This window comes from Vibrio sp. MA40-2, from assembly GCF_047302445.1.
Taxonomy (GTDB): Bacteria; Pseudomonadota; Gammaproteobacteria; order Enterobacterales; family Vibrionaceae; genus Vibrio.
Window position 1 is genome coordinate 737,911 of the sequence record NZ_CP178627.1, and the last position, 19,651, is coordinate 757,561.

Here is a 19,651-nt window from a genome sequence, read left to right on the forward strand (position 1 = left end):
GATATTTATTACCATTGCATTGCTGTTCATTACCTTCGCATTGGTACGTAGTAATACCACCACATATAAACAACAAAACAGCAGCAAAGTAGCATTTTGCTTTAATCGAAGATTACATTAGGTAGATAAAACGACACGACCCAGTTAGGCATATCAACGATTTCACTGATACGAAGATCACCACAAACAGAACACAACATATAGGCTTGTTCGGCCGGCATATTGTGCTGCTTAGATATGAGCTCGATCATTTGACTAACTGCATTTCGTGCTCCTGTCATTAAATCAGGGCCAATACCCGTTGTAACTTGGTAACCTTTACTATCAAGATGATTGGTCACTGGACCTGGAGTGGTAAACATTGGGGTTTGAATATTCATATCCTTTACCACATCCAACTCCACAACCACTGACATTGGACTCTCAATAGCTGTCCCGCAAACTTCACCATCACCTTGAGCAGCATGCGTATCGCCAATTGAGAACAATGCGCCCTCAACTTCAACAGGAAGATACAGGGTCGTTCCTGCAGAAAGGTCTCGGATATCTAGATTACCCCCTACTCGTCTTGGTGGCACAACGGAATGGAGTCCAGATTCTGCTGGCGCAACACCCAATGTCCCGGCGAACGGTTTCAATGGCACTCTGGCAAATTTACCAAATGCCGACGGTGCAAGAGAGTTCGGATCAAAATCCCAGATCTGCAATGCCGATTCAGTAAATTGATCGGCAAGAAGACCAAAACCTGGGATATTGCCTGTCCAGCCAAAACCTGTCGGCTTAAATTGCTGAATGTTGACCTTTAAGACATCACCAGGTTTGGCTCCATCGACAAAAATGGGACCAGTGATAGGATTTATTGAGCTAAAATCCAACTGATCCAAATCGGCAAGAGTAGAACTTGGACCAAGCTGTCCACCAGAACAATCCAAACAATCAAACTCTAAGGTCGTCCCGGGTGCTACCGTTGCGATAGGCGCAATACTGTTATCCCACCCAAAATGATGATTCGCACTATGTATTGTTTTTACTAAGCAGTTATTGCACATCTTTCACCCACACATTGTCATAGTTAACAGGAACATGAACAGGATCGACAAAAATACTGTCTTCGCCACCTAAACGTTCAGAACGAATGGTAAAACGCTGTTCATTGAAAACAGGAACCCAAGGTGCATCAGCCATAATATCGACATAAATGCTTTCCCATAACGCCGTACGTTCTTGTTGCTGATCTGGGTTAACCATTGAATCCGCTTGCGTTGCTTTTTCATCTAACTCAGGATTACAGTACCAAGACCAGTTCCAACCACCTTCAACAGCACCAGCACAACCAAGAATTGGAGCATAGAAGTTAGACGGATCTGGGAAATCGGCAATCCACGCCATGCCGCCAGACCATATCATTGGCGCTTGCTCTGCATCGCCACCGGCAGCAATCACATTCGCTTGTGCCAATGCTTTAATTTCAACCGTGATACCGACTTTAGATAGATCTTGCTGAATTGCTTGAGCAATACGAGGTTGAGGATCGATGTTGGCAACGTACAGTTCAGTAGTAAATCCATTTTCAAAGCCCGACTCTTTAAGCAATGTCTTGGCTTTTTCTATATCGTAGCTATAGCCAACATAATCTTCAGAATAGCCAGGCATAGCGGGTGGAAGAGGTTGGTTGGCAGGTTTTGCTCGACCATTAATAATACGAACGATGCGATCTTTATTTACCGCCATGTTAACAGCTTGACGAACACCAAGGTTATCAAATGGTTTCATCTTCACGTTCATGGTGATGTATCCGGTATGTAATTGCTCACCTTCAACGATAAGATCTTTAAACTGCGGGTTGTTCTTCATTTGTAAAAATTTAGCTGGGGGAATACCATCGCCAGCAATATCAACTTCGCCCTTTTCTAAACGTAATAAAGCAACAATTGGCTCTTGTCCAACCTCGAAACGAATAGAATCTAAGTATGGTAAACCTGGCTTGTTGTAATCGTCATTTCTAACAAAGTTAAGGTATTGACCAAGCTTCCATTCATCCAACTTAAACGCGCCAGTCCCTACAGGATGCTTACCGAAGTCTTCTCCCCATTTCTCAACCGCTTCTTTTGGAATAACAGAAGAGAAGTTAATCGCTAATACGTGTAAGAACGTCGCATCTGGACGAGAAAGTTGAAAACTTACGGTATAATCGTCTACCACTTTAATGCTTTCAAGGCTGGTTGTTTTACCGCCATTGAATTCTTCAAATCCTGCAATTGAACCAAAAAAACCAGCACCAGGACTTTGAGTTTTCGGATTAATCGTTCGCTCAATTGAGTATTTAACGTCCTGTGCTTTTAACTCTCTACCATTATGAAATGTCACGCCTTTTTTCAGTGTAAAGGTATACAACATACCATCGTCGGAAATGGTAAAATCTTCCGCCAAGTCTTTTTCTAGCTCAGTAGTACCAGGCTTATAATCCATTAAGCCATCAAAAAGGCTCTTAATCATCGACCAGTTTTGCCAATCATAACCAATAGCAGGATCTAAGGTAGAAACGTCATCTTTATAAGTGACACTCATTGAACCGCCCTGCTTAATCTCTGCATTGGCAGAAAAGCTTAAACTAACAGCGATCAGACTCGCCAAAATACTTTTATTCATATTTACCTTCCTTAGTGTTGATGCGCTTAACAATTAGAGCGATCATTATTTCCATTTAAAAAATCAAATTTCGACAATTACATTTTGTTTAAATCAATACGTGGGTCGACAAGTGGCGCTATGAGATCGGCTAATAGGTTGCCTAACACGATTGCAAAAGCTGACACCGTAGTAACACCGACAATAATAGGGATGTCGACTCGTTGAATTGCTTGCCAAACTAATTGACCAATACCTGGCCAACCAAACACAGACTCAACCACAACCAGCCCTCCCATAAAGATACCAATATCGATACCTATCATGGCGATAATCGGCAGGATCGCATTAGGTATGATGTGTCGAACGATAATGCGTCGTTGACTGATACCCTTGGCCTTAGCGGTACGAATAAAATCTTGATGAATCACTTCAATCATCGAGGAGCGCACCATACGTGAATACCAACCACTACCGAGTATGCCTAGCGTTAATGCAGGTAGGACTAAATGTTGCCATGTACCATAACCACCGATTGGCAAGAGTGACCATTTGACCGAAAATAAGTAGAGGAACAACATTGCTGCAATAAATTGTGGTGATGAAACACCGATAAATGAAAACGTCATGAGCAGTTTGTCCACTGGTCGATTCCGTTTTAAAGCGGCAACCACACCAAGACTAACCCCAATAATCAGTTCGGTAATGATTCCAGCAAACATCAACTCTAATGATGCAGGCAACCTAGCTGCGATTAACTCCGACACTTCGGTTTTTTGCAGCCAAGAGCGGCCCATGTCACCTTGGAGCAAGTCCAGAAGATAATTAAAGTATTGATGATAAAAAGGCAGATCGAGTCCGAGCTGAGCTCGAATATTTGCCACGGTTTCTGCCGTGGCACTGCGTCCGGCAATTTGGCGTGCAGGATCAGCCGGCAGCATATAAAGCAGTAGGTAAGTAATGAATGTAACACCTAACAATATTAGTAACGCATGAAGTATACGTTTTGCAAGATAGCGACTCATTCAGCGTCCCTCCCATTTAGTGTTGGGTCAAGGGCGTCACGTAATGCGTCGCCAAGAATATTAAAGCAAAGTGATAAAACAATAATCACAACCCCTGGAATAAAGACCAACCAAGGAGCCACGGTGAAGTAGGTTTGATTTTCAAAGATAATATTGCCCCAACTCGGTATTGGTGGTTGCACACCAACCCCTAAGTAAGACAGCGTTGCCTCTAGCAATACTGTGGTAGAAATACCTAATGTCGCCCACACCAACATCGTCGGTATTAGGTGTGGAATAATATGCTCAACCAAGATACGGAATGAACCCAAGCCTATAGCGTGTTCAGCCGCAATAAAATCTCTATCAGAGATAGCAAGCGTTTCGGAATAAATCACCCTCGCAACTTGTACCCAATTCACCATGGCAATAACCATTGCCACTATCCAAATACTGGGAGAAAAAATAGCCGCTAACACAATCGCGAGTAGTAACGCGGGGAAAGCCATCATAAGGTCAGTAAAACGCATCAATATCGACCCAACCCATCCACGGAAATACGCTGCGGTCATTCCAACAATACAACCCAATATCACCGCGACCCCATTAGCAACAACACCAATAAAAAGCGAAGTTTGTGAGCCATAAATAATACGTGATAACAGGTCGCGTCCTAGAAGATCGGTACCTAACCAAAATTGACTATTTGGTGGCAATGGTGCTCCTTCAAGAGTCAAACCTTCAAAAAATTGTTCGGTTGGATCAAACGGTGCAAGCCATGGTGCACCAATAGCTAACGTTGCCACTGTTACAATAATAAACAATGCAATCATTACAGAAGGTCGACGATAAAGGCTGGTAATTAAAGACATAAGCTTACCTATTAGTGCTGGTCAGTTTTGGTATTTTTACTACCATGTCCTGACAAAGTTGTTCTAATGATTGATTATTTTGCATAGATAACGTTCGAAGCATTGATAACGCTTTATCAACATCAACCTCATAGCGTTCCATCAAAAGTGTTGTCGCTTTAATCACCACGGTTCTCTGTTGCTGTCGATTACGAAGATCAGCCAATTCGTCAACAAGCATTGTCTGCTGCTGTTTTAAACGCTGCGCCATCGATAACGCTGCATATAATCCATTTTGATTAATAGGTTTATGAATCACCGCCATTGCACCTAACTCAATTGATTTATCGATTTCAGTTGGTGAGCCATGAGCTAATAATCCAATAATAGGAAGGTTGATTGGCAAAGCTGAATCCAATAAGTTCTGGCGATAGCAATGTGCGATATCAACAATCAGAACATCGGTTTTGTTTACCTCTGTAGCGGTTACAAATGATTGACACTGCAAACCTATGCGGGAACTCACTTTTAATAACTGGTCTCGTGTTCGAGTATCGCAACCCAGTAATCCAATATGCGATAAACAAAGAGGTTTGGTGATCATGATATTAACCTCAAGGTTGGAGTGGTGTCAGACAGCGTGCCTAATAATTCCACATCTAAAAAATTTTTCGCCGTCAAAAATGGATTCGGCTGGCTCTGATTTTTGGTGTGCAAAAGTTGAAACTGACCGTTATGCCACAGGCCAATGTAACAAGGTAAAATCGCGTGTTGGTTAGCTGCTATCGACAGACTTTCTCCTGTTGGAGATGGATAACAAATCGATTGCAATGTGCTTCGCAGCTTTGCGGTATCGTTAGTTAACTCTTTAACTAACGAATAGTAATAACTGTATATCGATAGATAAGCTCCCATAAAATAGGCCGATACTGGAACATTACCCAACGTATTTTTTACTTTCGCTACAAATTCTGGATTAACCGATTCAAAGAAAGGCGCGGCTGTGATTAGCTTTAAATTGGCAAAATTAGGTAAAGTCGAGAGTTCGCACTCAGTAAGGTTGCAACTTAAAACGGCAAGTGGATCCTGTGACCATTGAGCATTGAGCTGCTCAAGAAATGCATAACTCGACTCGCCAACTAAATTGTTAACAACAAAACTCGGTGACTGGTCAATAACAGCAGAGATCGTTGCGGAAAAATCAAGATCATCCAGGTGAAAACAACGTTCTAATACCACCTCTCCGTTTGCTGCTGACAATAATTCAGAAGCAATACGGTTACTCTCCCATCCCCAAATATAGTTGGAAGCAACCAATGCCGCTCGTTTACCATAATTAGGAATAATATAGCTAAGCAGTGGCAGTAAGTTTTGATTAGGACATGGGCCATGATAAACAACGTTTTCATCACACTCATAACCCTCATATGGACTTGCATACCAAAGCATACCATCCGCTTTTTGTATATCGGGTAATACTTCTTTACGAGCACTCGATGTTATCGTGCCAAATATATGATGAATATCTTGAGCCAATAAATCATTCACCGCCGTAACATAATGATCCAAGTTTCCTTTCGGATCACGATGATCAGCAATGAGTTCAATATTCAATGAATTGGCTTTATTTATCTGTTGGATAGCATAAAGCGCTCCTAAATAAGCATTGGTTCCCATATGTTTATAGGTGCCTTGCGTTGAATATATCAGCCCAATCGGGACTTGGTGCTTCATTTGATCTTCCTTGAACAAAAAAAACGCCCAAACCTCCGCTATAAAACGGAGGTTTGGGCGCAATTACCCTCGCCGAAGCGAAATTCAATAAGACTTAATTTTGATCAATCCAGGATGATTAATCGCCATCCTGGTGCAGTGCATGCTCGATATTAGTGCTCTAATGCATGAATATCAGCTCAAATTGGTCAAAACGCTTAATTTATTTACTAATCTAACAATAACTATGAAAAAAGCGTGCCAATTTAGGCGATTTAGAAACAATAACTCATAATTATGGCTAATCTGAAGAATATAAATATTGAATATGATTGTTCAATAATCGAGTTCGAATGAAATAAATTGCCGCACTGGGTTCTATTCATAGATTGTGACATAAAGCACTGGCACAATAGAAATACCGTAAGAAAAGTTACAAATACATAAAAAATAGATATAGTTAAATCTTCTATAGTCAACTTTGACTGAGAGGCTAAAAATTAAAATATTAATAATATTTGGTATCTATGAATAATCCATTAAAAATTCGTACACTAATGGCATTTATATTAGTTACGTTAGCACTAGGCTCTGTTTTTGTAATTGAATACCAACATTCACAGCACCAAGTTAACTCTCAAAATATAATCAAAAGCTCAGCCCAGCGCGAGTTACTCATCATACGCTCGAAATTAGAGGCGGATATTTATTTAGATATTTTTTATGCCAACAGCTTAGCAACCATTATTAATGTCAGCCCAGAAATGCCTAAAGATCACTGGCAACACATAGCAGAAGCACTATATAAAAAAACAAAACATTTAAAGAATCTAGCAATCGCGCCTAATGACGTTATCGAGTTTATTTATCCTTTAGAGGGCAACAAAGCTGCGCTTGGATTAGATTATACAACCCTTCCCGACCAGTTTAAAACCGTACAAAAAGCCCGTGATCAGCAATCTATATTTATGGCTGGCCCTTTAAACCTTGTTCAAGGTGGAATTGGTCTTATCGCTCGAACACCCATTTTTACCGATCCACCACACAACCAAGAATATTGGGGTGTTTGTAGTGCAGTTCTAGATATTGAGAGTCTATTCAAGAGCGTAGGAATAGACGAAATTAGTAATACATACAATTTTGCTATAAGAGGAACTGACGGTAAAGGCGCCTTAGGTGAGGTATTTTGGGGAAAGAGCAGCGTTTTTGACTCAAAGTATATTAAAGAAACCGTCGTGTTACCTTCTGGTACTTGGCAAATCGCAATAACTCTACCTTCAATAAACGAGGCCTTTTCTTTTTCACAAAATAATATATCACGGCTGATTGGCTATCCTATGATGTTGTTACTACTCGTTATTTTCATGGGAGTCTATTATTTATATCATCGCGCATATGTCCACTCGATGCGAGATGAATTAACTCTGTTGCCAAATCGACGCTATTTCATGTATGCATTAGAGCAAATGATCACAAGTTGCCAGAAAAAAGGCAGCCGTTTTGTGCTTTTGAATATTGATATAGATAAATTTAAAGCGGTCAATGATACCTACGGACATGCAATCGGAGATAAATTATTAACTGAAATTGCTTTGAGATTAAAAAGTGTCCTTAGATCATCTGATATTGTTGCACGTACCGGTGGAGATGAGTTTCTGATAATCCTTCCAAGGCTTGCTAACGAAGCAGACTTACAACGAGTATTAACCACGATTAAGGAAGCATTTAGCGCTAAACCGGCACAATTCGGGCACGTAGAAATACATGTAAATGTCAGCATTGGTTACGCTATTTATACAAATGAACAAATAACTGCAAGTGAACTAATGAAAATAGCCGATCTGTCAATGTATGAAGACAAAAAATCCAAATCAATTTGATTTATTTTAGTTCTTTGTCTGGCTAATTCTAATTACCTTTTTAGGTTCTCTTTGCCGCTAGTTTTTCCACTGCTGATAAGTTAAGGCTAATTCCAAACAGTGCGTAATTGCCTGCGTTGGTAAGGGCTCTGATAAACTTAAGACTATGGCTCTATTACCCTGAAACTGCAACGTGCCGTCGTAAAGCTCTCTAAACGTATCCACGAGTTTGGTTTGGCAATGAAAAAATAAGTAATAATTATTTGGTGATTTCAGCTTCCAGTCCAGTCGAACGGGACTCCCGGTCTTAACGCTATAACTCGGTTCGCCCCATTTCAATGACTCTTCGATGTCATTTAGCCGCAAATCAGAACAAAGCTTAAAAATTAACTGCCGCAATTCTTCTAATCGAATTCGAACATCATCGGGGTATTCTTCAAAACGATTTTTGACAAGTTTATCCATTATTACTTTCTCTTTTTACTAAGGCTGTATTTACTAACGCCATTTTTAATCATAATATTTTTAAATTATTTAAAAATGATCTCAGAGAAATTCGGATTATCAGCTAATATTTCTAACTTAAAAATACTATCTAGTTCAATCAGCATGTCTATTTCGTTACGACTAATTTTAATACATTCTTTACGATTTTCATTACGCGATATATCAAGCGCAATGCCTTGTATGATCTCACCACTTTTCATCGTTAATCTCACCGGATAACGGTATAAGCAAGCAATTTCAACATAATCATATTCTTGGCAAGTGATCATAAAATTATTCAAAGGCAGAATTAACTGTTCCCCTTGCTCCGTTATAAACTCAATTCACACGTCATACTGTCACATTGGTGTCTCAATCAAAGCATAGGTAAAACTTGATAATAGACTCAGTGACGGCTTAACGCGAATTGTGATTTTATACTACTGATTGTTATTATAGAATTAACTGGCAAAGTATTGGAATTATTGAAAATATAGTCATGAAGAACAGACGTATAACATGAGCGTTATAAATTTAAGGGAATCATTCATCGTGAACATAAAAATTAGAAAATCAGAACCATCAGATGCTCAATTAATCAAAGAAATTTACCAGTGCCCAAATGCATATAGCTGCACTTTGCAGTTACCTCATCCGACAGTTGAGATGTGGACCAAGAGGATGTCAAATATACCAGATAATGTGCACTCTTACGTTGCAGAGCTAGATGGCAAAGTGGTTGGAAATTTAGGCTTAGAAGTTTGTACTAACCATAGACGTCGACATGTTGCCTCCTTTGGCATGGGAGTAAAAGATAACGAACTTGGAAAAGGTATAGGAAAAGCGCTGTTATCAGCAGCCGTTGATTTAGCAGATAATTGGTTAAACTTAAAGCGACTAGAATTAACCGTGTATATAGATAATACCGCGGCCATAAACTTATACAAAAAGTTTGGTTTTGTTATCGAAGGCGAATCCGCTCTTTATGCCTTCAGAAATGGTGACTATGTCTCTGTTTATCATATGGCCCGTTTAGCCAAAGTATTTTAAATGTTTAATTAGTTGCAGTTGCACTTTACGACATCGTGAGATTCACCTAACCGATATTACGTCGCATTGTCTCTTTATTTTTACCTAATGATATAGTACAAACGCTAATAAATAATCTCGACACAGGATGTGACATGAAACAATTCTTACAGCTGCTAGCCACAACACCAAACGAAGTGATGTTTGAGCAAACCATGCAAGTTATTGACTCTAATTTCGACTTTACCCCCGTTAACTTTGTAAACGGCGAAACCGAAAACCAAGCAGGACAGAACAACGGGTCATGCAAAATATTTGCTTTTGCTAAGATGCAAGGGTTAGACGAACCATCAACGTTAGCTTGTTTCGGCCAATTTTATCGTGACGATGTGTTAAACAACCCAGCGGGGAATGATCATGCCAATATTCGCAATTTCATCCAACACGGCTGGGCAGGTATTCGTTTCAATGGGACGGCATTAACCGCCAAATAGAAGGTTACTACTGATTTAACTTAAACCCAACGAGTAAATAACCTTCCATTAAATCGGTGTATAACCTTTTAGCATAATGTCATACACCGGCCTTAGGAAGGTTTCTTCCATACGCCATGCCAAAGCACTTTCTTCAAGTGGGTCAACAACTTGAAACGGTAATGCTGTTACAGGTTGCAGTGAATAATTAAACTCCCACAGCATGGCATGTCCAACATCAAGAATCATAGGGCAGGACGTATAACCATCCCATCTCGCACTCAATTCTTCTCCACGAAGCAATGCACAAAGGTTGTGGGTTACCACTGGTAATTGAGATTTAACCGAAGCGGCCGTTTTACCAATTGGTGTTCCAACACAGTCTCCCAAACCAAACACATTAGGATAACGTTTATGTTGTAAGGTATAAGGCTCGACTTCGAGATACCCTTGGAACCGATTACTATCCGCTAACTCTGATTCAATAACTGCTTTAGGAGGCATCATAGGAGGCACAATATGAATAAAATCCCATTCTAACGTTTTTCTCTCGCCATCATTTAGCTTAAACGTCGCTGTTTTTTTCTCAGGATCAAGCGCACTTAACACATGTCCGTAGTTAGGCGTGATCTGACGTTGCTGCCAAATATCTATCAGCTTTTCATTGAATGGTTTGACCGAGAACAGGAATGATTCTGACGTAAAATAGTCAAAATTTATGTGTTCACGATTTGGCGACTGTTGAGCAAAACTCTCAACCAAGTTTATTGCTTTCATCGGCGCACCTGCGCACTTCATTGCGCCTTGAGGCCGTGTAAATATAGCCTTACCTTGCCCCGGATTACTAATAAAATCATGAGCTTGTTTATAGCTCGCAATGCCAGATTCAGGGCTATGATAAATACTCGCTATACCATTTTTTCCGATCAAGCTTGCATCCATGCCTTCAATCATGTCATAGCGTAGATTGAGCCCAGTAGACACAATAAGATAGTCATAGTGTATTGATTCACCATCAGTGGTCACGACTTTATTTTGGTCTGGAATAAACTCCACTACTGAATCTTGCTTCCACGTCACGCGCTGATCGAGGTATTTTTCGATTGGACCAACTACGTCATTAGGTTCTGTATATGATCCGGCAAGAAAGAGTGTTTGTCCTGGTTGATACCAATGAAAGTCTCTAGGCTCTACGATCGTCATACTTACTCCGTCAAGGCTGCGTAACAACATATTGGAAATACCGATCCCAGCAGCTCCCCCGCCTACAACGACAATTTTTGCATTGGTCTTTATTTTCTGCAACTCACTATAAGTGACACCAGCCACACCGAGCGCACCAATACCTAAACCAGATTTTAATAATGTTCGTCGGGAAATTGCCATTTTCTTTTCCTTAGTTAAGTTACGTTACTCAACATTAACTTGATTATCACTGACTCTATGCGTGGCGGAATTTCACATCATTGAAGCGAGACTGTATTCAAAACGGCCTATCACTTAAAATTGTACAAAAATCAAAATGTTTAATTTAGATACTGTACCAACACACATTGAACGTGCTTAGTTGTTGCCACTGCTTTTACCAAAGCATTTTCTATACACTCTTATTTAGTTAAAATACCTTTTGTTGCAGCAAACTAAAGCACAATCTAAATTAGCATATTCTTATATAAATATGCAAGATGTTTAGATCTAACAAGTGCCACTGACATAACCAGCTACTAACTCAACAGCTTGTTTCTGAATTAAGTATAGTCAACGTTAGTAAAATTAGTTTAGGTGTTTACCACTCGTTTAGATGTTTAAAACAGTACTCACAAATAGGATAAATATGAAGGCTGAAACCATACTGCAGGGCATGCAACACTTAAGTCTAGCTGACCCAGAGATAAAAGAAGCGTTCACTAGGTTCGGTCCACCAGAAATTCATATGCGTTCTAGTGGATTTGAAGCGTTTTTATCTACCATAATAAGTCAACAATTATCCACCAAAGTGGCTACGGTAATAACACAGCGTGTCTTTTGTCTCTTAGACGACGTTACCGCAGAGCAATTCGTAAAAATTCCAGATCAACAGCTTCGTGATGCGGGCTTGTCGTACAGAAAAATTGAGTATACTCAAGGATTAGCAAAAGACATTCTTGACGACAATTTTGATATTGATGCTTTAAAACACTTGAGCGATGAAGAGGCAATACAATCCATCACTAGTATTAGAGGGCTTGGCCGTTGGAGCGCCGAAATATATTTAATATTTTCATTAGGGCGAACCGATATATTTCCTGCAGACGATTTAGGAATACTTATCGGATTACAACGATTAAAACAACTCGATTATAGGCCAACCCCTACACAAGCACGTGAATTGGTTAGCCATTGGACGCCTTGGCGAAGCATTGGATCACTATTCCTGTGGAATTATTACCATAATACTTAAGCAGAAATAACTCAAAAAGAGTCATTATTAACTAGAAATAACTGGGTATTGAGTGGTCCCATTTGGATGACTGTTTGGCATACAACATACAATCCGTACCTTCAATGCGGACAAAGCCGAGCTTATGGTAAAACTCATAACCAATATCACTATGCAAGTACACCGCTTTACAATTAGAGTTAGCAAACAGTTCAGTAGTAATGGAACTAATGCAGTAAGAGGCATATCCTTTACCACGACAATTTGGAGACGTTGCAACGGATCCAACACCAAAACAACCTTCTTTAAGCCCAAAATTATCGCTATAAACAATGAGCGACGAAACTATCTTGTCATTATCTATTAACAGATACCAAGTACCAGATTGATACTTGGTGCTTTTTCGGCAAGCCGTTAAATACTCTTCAAACGTCAGACCATCATTCCAAACATCAAAACCCATCGCATAAATACAATCAAGCTCATGAGCTTTTGCTTTTCGTACGTTCATTCTTGTTACACCTAATTTGACGGAAAGATATAATTGTCGATTATATAGTAACTGACTAACGCCGCCTCTAATAACAATCCTTCAACAAGCTTATCGCTTATGACACTCGCATCAAAACAATACATCATTAAATAGAAAAAGAGCCCAAATCTGGACCCTTTCGTTTCTTAGTTAGCGGTATTAATAAGATGATTGGCAGTATTCACATCTTAGCTGTCGCTGCTGTCATAAGAGTAGTTCACTTCAAGAACCGCGCGGTAACCAATGTCACTGCGATCGGTAGCAAACTCTTCCACGTTTACTTCAACATCATTCACCGATACACCAGAGCCATTTAGTACATGCAAATCTTTTTGCAGTTGGCTATCGGTTTTGTCATTGATTGCATCAGCAAGTTCAAACGCAGCTTCATACGCTTGTGCTTTACTGTCAAAACTTGCTGTTTTCAATGTTGATGTAGACGTTACCGCACCTGCAAATGCAGTTGAACTAATAAGAAGTGCAGCGATAGCAGTAGTAATAATTTTTTTCATGATAGAACCCTTTTTTGAATTTCGTATGTCTTAAGAAGATAGGGTTATCATACGCTTTAGGGTGGTTAAGACAGGGTTAAGATAAATGTAAAGGAACGTAAAGGAGATAAAAATCAGCTACGTTCATACATTGACCAGTACGGTACAGGCTTATATTAAAGTAAGCGAAACTAATATGACTACTTAATTTAAAAAGTAGCTAGGTAGATTTTTAACTGAAAAGTTAGTGAAAAATATTTTTAAATAACTAGATTTAATGGTTATAGAGAACAAAGATTAACTAAAAATTAATCTATTAATCACTGCATAATGTAACAAAAAACGTAATATTCACTAACTCAACAAGCAATTTCAAATAAATAAGATAAATAACCAAAAGAGCCGACTCAAGCCGGCTCCTGTTACGTGATTGGTAAAAGTATCTGAAACAATCTTGTTTTAGATATTACACCTTGAATTGATCAACGAGATCTTGCAATGCTCGATTAGCATTTTGAAGAGCTTTAGCGTGTTCCTCTGATGTTTGACCATGGCTATGTAATTCTGTAAGCATAGTGCTAATAGATACCATACTTCGATTAATATCATCGGCAACGTGACTTTGCTCATTTGCAGCCGTGGCAATTTGAACGCTCACATCATCCACTTTGGATACGGAATTTTGCATAATGGCGATACCTTCGGTTACCTCATTCGTCAATACCGATGTGACTTGGCATTGATCTCGAGTTTCTGACATTGACATAACCGTTGTTTCAACACCACTTTTTAAAATATCCAACATCTCTGCCACTTCGGTAGTACTGTCTTGAGTTTTTGCTGCTAAATTTCTAACCTCATCGGCAACAACCGCAAAACCACGACCCATTTCACCTGCCCGAGCAGCTTCAATCGCCGCATTAAGTGCAAGTAAGTTTGTTTGTTCTGCGATACCACGAATAACTTGTAAAACACCTTCAATTGAAGCTGCATTATCTTGCATCTTGCCAACATTTTCAGAAGTAAGTTCAACATTTTTCATTAATTCACCAACACTGTCCGTTGCTTTACGTGCTGAACCTTCCGAGTTCTGAGCTTCACGATGTGCTGAATTGGTAATATCTGTACTTTGATTGGTATATCCTGCAACTTCTTGTGCTGAAGAGCTTAATTCGTTGACCGCAGTTGCTACCATGTCTGTTTCTTTAACATGTTTATCCAAAACCATAAGGGTTTTCTCAGTCACCGCTGACATTGCCGTAATTTGTTCATTACAAACTCTATTTGCTTCTATAACGTTAGTGATCAACTTTTGTAGATATGAAATAAAGTTATTCATAGATTCCGAAACAGCATCTAACTCATCTTCACCTTTGATCGGAAGCCTTATACTTAAATCTGCATCACCTGCAGAAAGTGTATCTACATTCTCTTTAAGAGTCTTAAATCGATTCCCTAAACTTGTAAATGCATAAAGCAAGACCGCTAATAAAATGACGACCATTGGTAACTGAATCATGGCCAAGGTAGACATAATTTCTTGAGTTTGCATCGTGAGTAAATTTGTTGGTTTTGCTACAGCGATAAGCCACGGAGTCCCTTCAACTTGTTGAATTAAAAGAATGTGTTTTTCACCATTTTGCTCAAATTCTTTTCTGAATTCTGACGTTTTTAAAGCTTCATTTAACGTTGTAGCCAATGGATAAGACTGTTCAGACAGTTCAGTTAAGATGACATTGTCGTTGCTAAGCACTTTATTGGTACTAAGAATCTTACCATCTGCTTCAACAATCAATATCTCTGCATTAAGTTCACGCTCTTTATCCGCAACAAGGTCATTGAAGAAACCAAGAGTCACATCAACAGTTGAAACACCATACAACGATGAACCTTGATAAATACCCATTGCGCAGTTAGTGCGTGGTTGTAAACTGGCACCATCTTTATAAGCATTGGCCCAAACACATTGACCTTTAGGGGCGTTCTGTCCTGCCTTATGCCATGCTTGTGTGAAATAGTCCGGAGCTTCATCACTATTCCAGTAAGTGTTTACTATCAGTTGGCCATTTACGTCACGATGGAAGAAAGAGCTTGCTCTGTCTACACCAGCAACTCTCTTATTCGGCATAGGCCAAATACCGCCACCAAATACCAATTGATTGCCATACTGATCAACTAAGTAAGGTAATAACAAATCAATTTGCGCACTTTCAAGGTTCGGGATAAGTTGAGTCGTAGAACGCTGTTGAGCCTGGACAGACGTAAGGGTTAGTTTAATTTCAGTGGCAATATCTTTGACAGCAAAGCTAAGATTTTTTTCTTCTTCTGCTTGTAGTTCTGGTTTAACCCATTGCTGTATACCAATCGTTGTGAGGATAGTGATTAGAGCGATAAAGGTCACTAGAACTAAACTATATCTTTGCTTAATTGATTTTAGAGGCATGGACGGTCCCTTATTAGAGAGTGTTTTATTAGTTATTGCTAATAAATATACCACCATAATTAATATAAGGGCAGTATTTCATTCATGAATTCCTTCACGCCCAATTATTCACGAAAACTAAGAAAATGTAGTTGGATTAGATCACAACCAGACGTTGTATTGAAAAGTATCTGAGAGAAATAGAAAAAAGGGCCCAAATCTGGACCCTTTCGTTTCTAGTTAGCAGTGATAATAGTGTGATTGGCAGTATTCACATCTTAGCTGTCGCTGCTGTCATAAGAGTAGTTCACTTCAAGAATTGCGCGGTAACCAATGTCATTGCGATCGGTAGCAAACTCTTCCACGTTCACTTCAACATTATTCACCGATACACCAGAGCCATTTAGTACATGCAAATCTTTTTGCAGTTGGTTATCAGTTTTGTCATTGATTGAGTCAGCAAGTTCAAACGCAGCTTCATACGCTTGCGCTTTACTGTCAAAGCTTGCTGTTTTCAATGTTGATGTAGACGTTACCGCACCTGCAAATGCAGTTGAACTGATAAGAAGTGCAGCAATAGCAGTAGTAATAATTTTTTTCATGATAGAACCCTTTTTTTGAATTTCGTATGTCTTAACAAGATGGAGTTATCATACGCTTTAGGGTGGTTAAGACAGGGTTAAGATAAATGTAAAGGAACGTAAAGGAGAGTAAGAACAACCAAATAGACAACCTTAATGAGTTTTAAATGCGCCCAGTTGTTCAACGATTTGCTCAGTAACATTCGTTAACTTGTCACCCTGTATTTGTAGCTCTTCGCAATCTTTAGCATTTGAACCTGACAGAGATTTAAGAGCTTCAAACTCTCAGCAATTAATATCCCAGTAGGTTGATCGACTCTTTGGTGCATCACTTCCATTCAATATTCGAAAAACTGTCTCAACTAAAGAATCCGCTTCTCGCTCCACAAACCGATGGTATTTTTGCAAGCTTTCATCGTATTCAGTCGTCACATACAACATATCTTCAATCGCATTTTTACCATCAGGGTAAATAATAGACAATACTTTATTCAAATCAATATCAAAATTACCCGCTATATTGCTTCCAATCAGCCTGATGATAAACACCTCAAAATTCACACAATCTTTAGTTTTATACCAAACTTCTAAGTACCCTGTCACAACCCTCATGATACTCGCCCACATCTCACTATTTCGGTCTGTTGGCTTCATTAAAAATACGTCATAAAAATTCCGCTCAAGTATGGCTTGTATAAACTCTTCTGGAACACGCTCAGATTTCATTTTTGCAATTGCAGTACTAGCAAAATGACAAAGGGCTTCAAGCGTTGCGGTATTATTTGCCATCTCTTGGAATTCAGCTTTATCGACGAGTATCGTTCTATATTTAACGATCGCTTTATGGCAAGACTTAACCAAAGCTTCACCAGCTTCTTTATATTGATTAGGGCTAACAGGAAGTACAGAACTAACCTGCTCAATACGGTAGCACTTCTTAATTGCAGGGAAAATTGAATCGTTTTTCCACACCTTTAAATTTAAAACAACTTGCTCATCGACATCAGAAAGTTGGGGAGCATCTTCCTCTGTTTTAGGTGCTTGAATTGCTGAATTGATTTGTTGCTTATCTGATCGAATATCATCGTCACTGTAATTAATATTGACTTTCTGTTCTATTTTATTAATCGGCTCTGTTTTGTGAACAATTTTAGTGTCGACGGATGCATTGTCATTAGGCGTGTCGGACGTCGATACATCAGCCGTTACACTAACCTGATCAGGTTGATTCTGAGTGGGCTTACTAAAAGCCAATTTGGATTTTTTTATTGAAATTTCAAGGTTCTTTGCTAAGTTAACGAGAGCATTATGGTCAGGAAGTGTAAAAGTCATACGCTTCAAACCATTAATATACAATTTGCGCTTTTTAGGAAAGCCGATGTCGTCTACCTCATCATAAGATACACAAAATGCATCTTCAAACTTTTCATTACCAAGTATTTCATAAGAGGTAAGGATCATACCTTCTTTAGCCCCTCCAAATACCGTGTCATCGACTAAAACGATGATTTCTTCAGGGGCGATGTCTTGTGCATATTTGCCGATAGCGCCAGTAAGTTTTTTGGTTGGAATATTTGGTTTAAGGTATATTCCATCGGATATAATATTTGACTCTTGAGCTAAATTAAAAAATATTTCTTCAAAAATTTCTTCGTATTTACTGACATCCACTGATTGCACCTTTATTTATAGGTTGTTTTTCAAAAACTATAACAAAATTTACCAATGCCTGGAATCAGATATTTAATAAAAAAACAGATTTTCATTTACAATTAGTGACATTAATCACAAATTTCTTACTAACAACAACCAGAGTAACCTATTAATTAAATTACAATTTTTTCTTATATCAAACATAAAATCATCTATTTAAAAATTAACATATTTAAATTTAATAACTAAAGGACGGAATTAAAATAAAGATTAAAAAACACATGATTAATATAATAAAAATTAAACCTACCAACTCTTAAAATTATTAATTTATTATATTAAAAGGCGTTGTTGACTAAATCAGTTGAACCTTTCCTTATTCTTGCGATCTGATCCCATATATACCCGTGATCATTGAAGATGCTTGATGTTCTCTATGAATAGGATCATGCTAGACATCATGAAAATTGAACTGTCCAATCAAAAGAAAAAACAACTTGAGCGCATGCATGATTCTGCTCGTGATGGTCGAGTGCGTAATCGCATTAAGGCTGTTTTGCTTGCATCTGAAGATTGGTCTGTTTCTATGATTTCGCAAGCATTGCGAATTCATCAAACAACAGTGACTCGTCATCTTAATGATTATCTACAGTCTGAGAAATTGGCACCTGAAAATGGTGGGTCGCAAAGTAAACTTAATGCAGCTGAAACAATGTCATTGATTGAACACCTGACAGAACATACCTATTTCCATACTCATCAGATTGTTGAATATGTTCAAAATGAATTTCAAATTACCTATACAGTCGCTGGAATGAATAAATGGTTACATCATAATGCTTTCTCTTATAAGCAACCTAAAGGTGTTCTACATAGATTTAATCCTGAAGCTCAAGATGCTTTTATTCAATATTATCAGGAGCTAAAAAAAAACGAACCTATTTTGTTTATGGATGCTGTGCATCCAAGTCAAGCGACCAAGATTACTTATGGTTGGATCCGCAAAGGTGAAGACAAAGTGATTGAAACCACTGGTAGTCGTACTCGATTGAACTTTGTCGGTGCGTTAAATCTAACTGATATAGCTGCTACTGTGACTGACAGTTATGAAACGATTAATAGTGAAAGTATTGCTCGTTTCTTTTGGAAATTCAAAAAAGAACATTATCCGTTGGGGCAAAAGATTAATGTCATACTTGATGGTGCAGGGTATCATCGAAGTCAGTTGGTGAAAGATTTCGCCTTTATGCTCAATATTGAACTGCATTATTTACCGCCATATAGTCCAAATTTAAATCCAATTGAGCGCCTGTGGAAGGTCATGCATGAACATGCCAGAAATAATGTTTGCTTCCCTACAAAAGCATCCTTTAAGGATGCAATAAATACATTTTTCGATGTGACTTTACCAAAAGTTGCAGGCTCGCTTACGACCCGAATTAACGATAATTTTCAGGTTTTGAAAGCTGCAACTTGAAGTTGATTGGGTATAGTAGAGACATAGTGATGT

19 protein-coding genes are annotated in these 19,651 nt (G+C 38.8%); 5 read left to right on the forward strand and 14 right to left on the reverse strand.

Features of this window, described 5'->3' with window-relative positions; genetic code table 11:
* Positions 1-101 precede the first annotated feature (101 nt).
* From ACLKML_RS03180 to ACLKML_RS03205, 6 genes are all read right to left on the reverse strand, one after another.
* Entirely contained in the window at positions 102-1,049 is a 948-nt protein-coding gene (locus tag ACLKML_RS03180; protein WP_413283621.1) for an acetamidase/formamidase family protein, read from the reverse strand.
* The gene (locus tag ACLKML_RS03185; protein ID WP_413283622.1) at positions 1,039-2,649 is read right to left on the reverse strand and encodes an ABC transporter substrate-binding protein; all 1,611 of its coding nucleotides are present in this window, start codon (positions 2,647-2,649) and stop codon (positions 1,039-1,041) included. Before ACLKML_RS03185 ends, ACLKML_RS03180 begins: the two co-directional genes overlap by 11 nt.
* A gap of 77 nt (positions 2,650-2,726) precedes the next feature.
* Positions 2,727-3,653, reverse strand: a complete 927-nt coding sequence (locus ACLKML_RS03190; RefSeq protein ID WP_413283623.1) for an ABC transporter permease — start codon at positions 3,651-3,653, stop codon at positions 2,727-2,729.
* Positions 3,650-4,504, reverse strand: coding sequence for an ABC transporter permease (locus ACLKML_RS03195; protein ID WP_413283624.1), 855 nt, complete (start codon positions 4,502-4,504; stop codon positions 3,650-3,652). The genes ACLKML_RS03190 and ACLKML_RS03195 overlap by 4 nt, the downstream gene beginning before the upstream one ends.
* Before the next feature lie 4 nt (positions 4,505-4,508).
* Positions 4,509-5,087, reverse strand: coding sequence for an ANTAR domain-containing response regulator (locus ACLKML_RS03200; RefSeq protein ID WP_413283625.1), 579 nt, complete (start codon positions 5,085-5,087; stop codon positions 4,509-4,511).
* The gene (locus tag ACLKML_RS03205; protein WP_413283626.1) at positions 5,084-6,217 is read right to left on the reverse strand and encodes a transporter substrate-binding protein; all 1,134 of its coding nucleotides are present in this window, start codon (positions 6,215-6,217) and stop codon (positions 5,084-5,086) included. Before ACLKML_RS03205 ends, ACLKML_RS03200 begins: the two co-directional genes overlap by 4 nt.
* Before the next feature lie 506 nt (positions 6,218-6,723).
* Between ACLKML_RS03205 and ACLKML_RS03210 the strand changes: the two genes are divergently transcribed.
* Entirely contained in the window at positions 6,724-8,076 is a 1,353-nt protein-coding gene (locus ACLKML_RS03210) for a diguanylate cyclase domain-containing protein (RefSeq protein WP_413283627.1), read from the forward strand.
* A gap of 57 nt (positions 8,077-8,133) precedes the next feature.
* On the opposite strand, the gene ACLKML_RS03215 is transcribed toward ACLKML_RS03210, so the two are convergent.
* Both ACLKML_RS03215 and ACLKML_RS03220 read right to left on the reverse strand, forming a co-directional pair.
* Positions 8,134-8,520: a DUF1801 domain-containing protein gene (locus ACLKML_RS03215; protein WP_413283628.1), complete on the reverse strand. Its 387-nt coding sequence runs from the start codon at positions 8,518-8,520 to the stop codon at positions 8,134-8,136.
* A 65-nt stretch (positions 8,521-8,585) separates the two neighbouring features.
* Positions 8,586-8,831 (reverse strand): Rho-binding antiterminator, encoded by a 246-nt coding sequence (locus ACLKML_RS03220; protein WP_413283629.1) that lies wholly within the window; start codon positions 8,829-8,831, stop codon positions 8,586-8,588.
* A 229-nt stretch (positions 8,832-9,060) separates the two neighbouring features.
* Here ACLKML_RS03220 and ACLKML_RS03225 point away from each other — a divergent pair, with 229 nt between their 5' ends.
* Entirely contained in the window at positions 9,061-9,591 is a 531-nt protein-coding gene (locus ACLKML_RS03225) for a GNAT family N-acetyltransferase (RefSeq protein WP_413283630.1), read from the forward strand.
* Between the two features lie 134 nt (positions 9,592-9,725).
* A complete protein-coding gene (locus ACLKML_RS03230) occupies positions 9,726-10,064 on the forward strand; it encodes a HopJ type III effector protein (RefSeq protein WP_413283631.1) in 339 nt (112 codons plus the stop codon).
* Positions 10,065-10,112: 48 nt separating this feature from the next.
* Here ACLKML_RS03230 and ACLKML_RS03235 read toward each other — a convergent pair whose 3' ends face one another.
* Positions 10,113-11,429, reverse strand: coding sequence for an NAD(P)/FAD-dependent oxidoreductase (locus tag ACLKML_RS03235; protein ID WP_413283632.1), 1,317 nt, complete (start codon positions 11,427-11,429; stop codon positions 10,113-10,115).
* A gap of 448 nt (positions 11,430-11,877) precedes the next feature.
* Here ACLKML_RS03235 and ACLKML_RS03240 point away from each other — a divergent pair, with 448 nt between their 5' ends.
* The gene (locus ACLKML_RS03240; RefSeq protein WP_413283633.1) at positions 11,878-12,483 is read left to right on the forward strand and encodes a DNA-3-methyladenine glycosylase family protein; all 606 of its coding nucleotides are present in this window, start codon (positions 11,878-11,880) and stop codon (positions 12,481-12,483) included.
* 31 nt (positions 12,484-12,514) lie between these two features.
* On the opposite strand, the gene ACLKML_RS03245 is transcribed toward ACLKML_RS03240, so the two are convergent.
* The 5 genes from ACLKML_RS03245 to ACLKML_RS03265 all read right to left on the reverse strand — a co-directional run bounded on the left by ACLKML_RS03245 (position 12,515) and on the right by ACLKML_RS03265 (position 18,159).
* Positions 12,515-12,973 (reverse strand): GNAT family N-acetyltransferase, encoded by a 459-nt coding sequence (locus ACLKML_RS03245; RefSeq protein WP_413283634.1) that lies wholly within the window; start codon positions 12,971-12,973, stop codon positions 12,515-12,517.
* Between the two features lie 209 nt (positions 12,974-13,182).
* Entirely contained in the window at positions 13,183-13,506 is a 324-nt protein-coding gene (locus ACLKML_RS03250) for a DUF3316 domain-containing protein (protein WP_413283635.1), read from the reverse strand.
* 445 nt (positions 13,507-13,951) lie between these two features.
* Positions 13,952-15,928, reverse strand: coding sequence for a methyl-accepting chemotaxis protein (locus tag ACLKML_RS03255; protein WP_413283636.1), 1,977 nt, complete (start codon positions 15,926-15,928; stop codon positions 13,952-13,954).
* A gap of 257 nt (positions 15,929-16,185) precedes the next feature.
* Entirely contained in the window at positions 16,186-16,509 is a 324-nt protein-coding gene (locus tag ACLKML_RS03260; protein ID WP_413283637.1) for a DUF3316 domain-containing protein, read from the reverse strand.
* A gap of 264 nt (positions 16,510-16,773) precedes the next feature.
* A complete protein-coding gene (locus ACLKML_RS03265) occupies positions 16,774-18,159 on the reverse strand; it encodes a hypothetical protein (RefSeq protein ID WP_413283638.1) in 1,386 nt (461 codons plus the stop codon).
* A 442-nt stretch (positions 18,160-18,601) separates the two neighbouring features.
* Between ACLKML_RS03265 and ACLKML_RS03270 the strand changes: the two genes are divergently transcribed.
* A complete protein-coding gene (locus ACLKML_RS03270; protein ID WP_413283639.1) occupies positions 18,602-19,618 on the forward strand; it encodes an IS630 family transposase in 1,017 nt (338 codons plus the stop codon).
* The last annotated feature ends 33 nt before the right edge of the window (positions 19,619-19,651 follow it).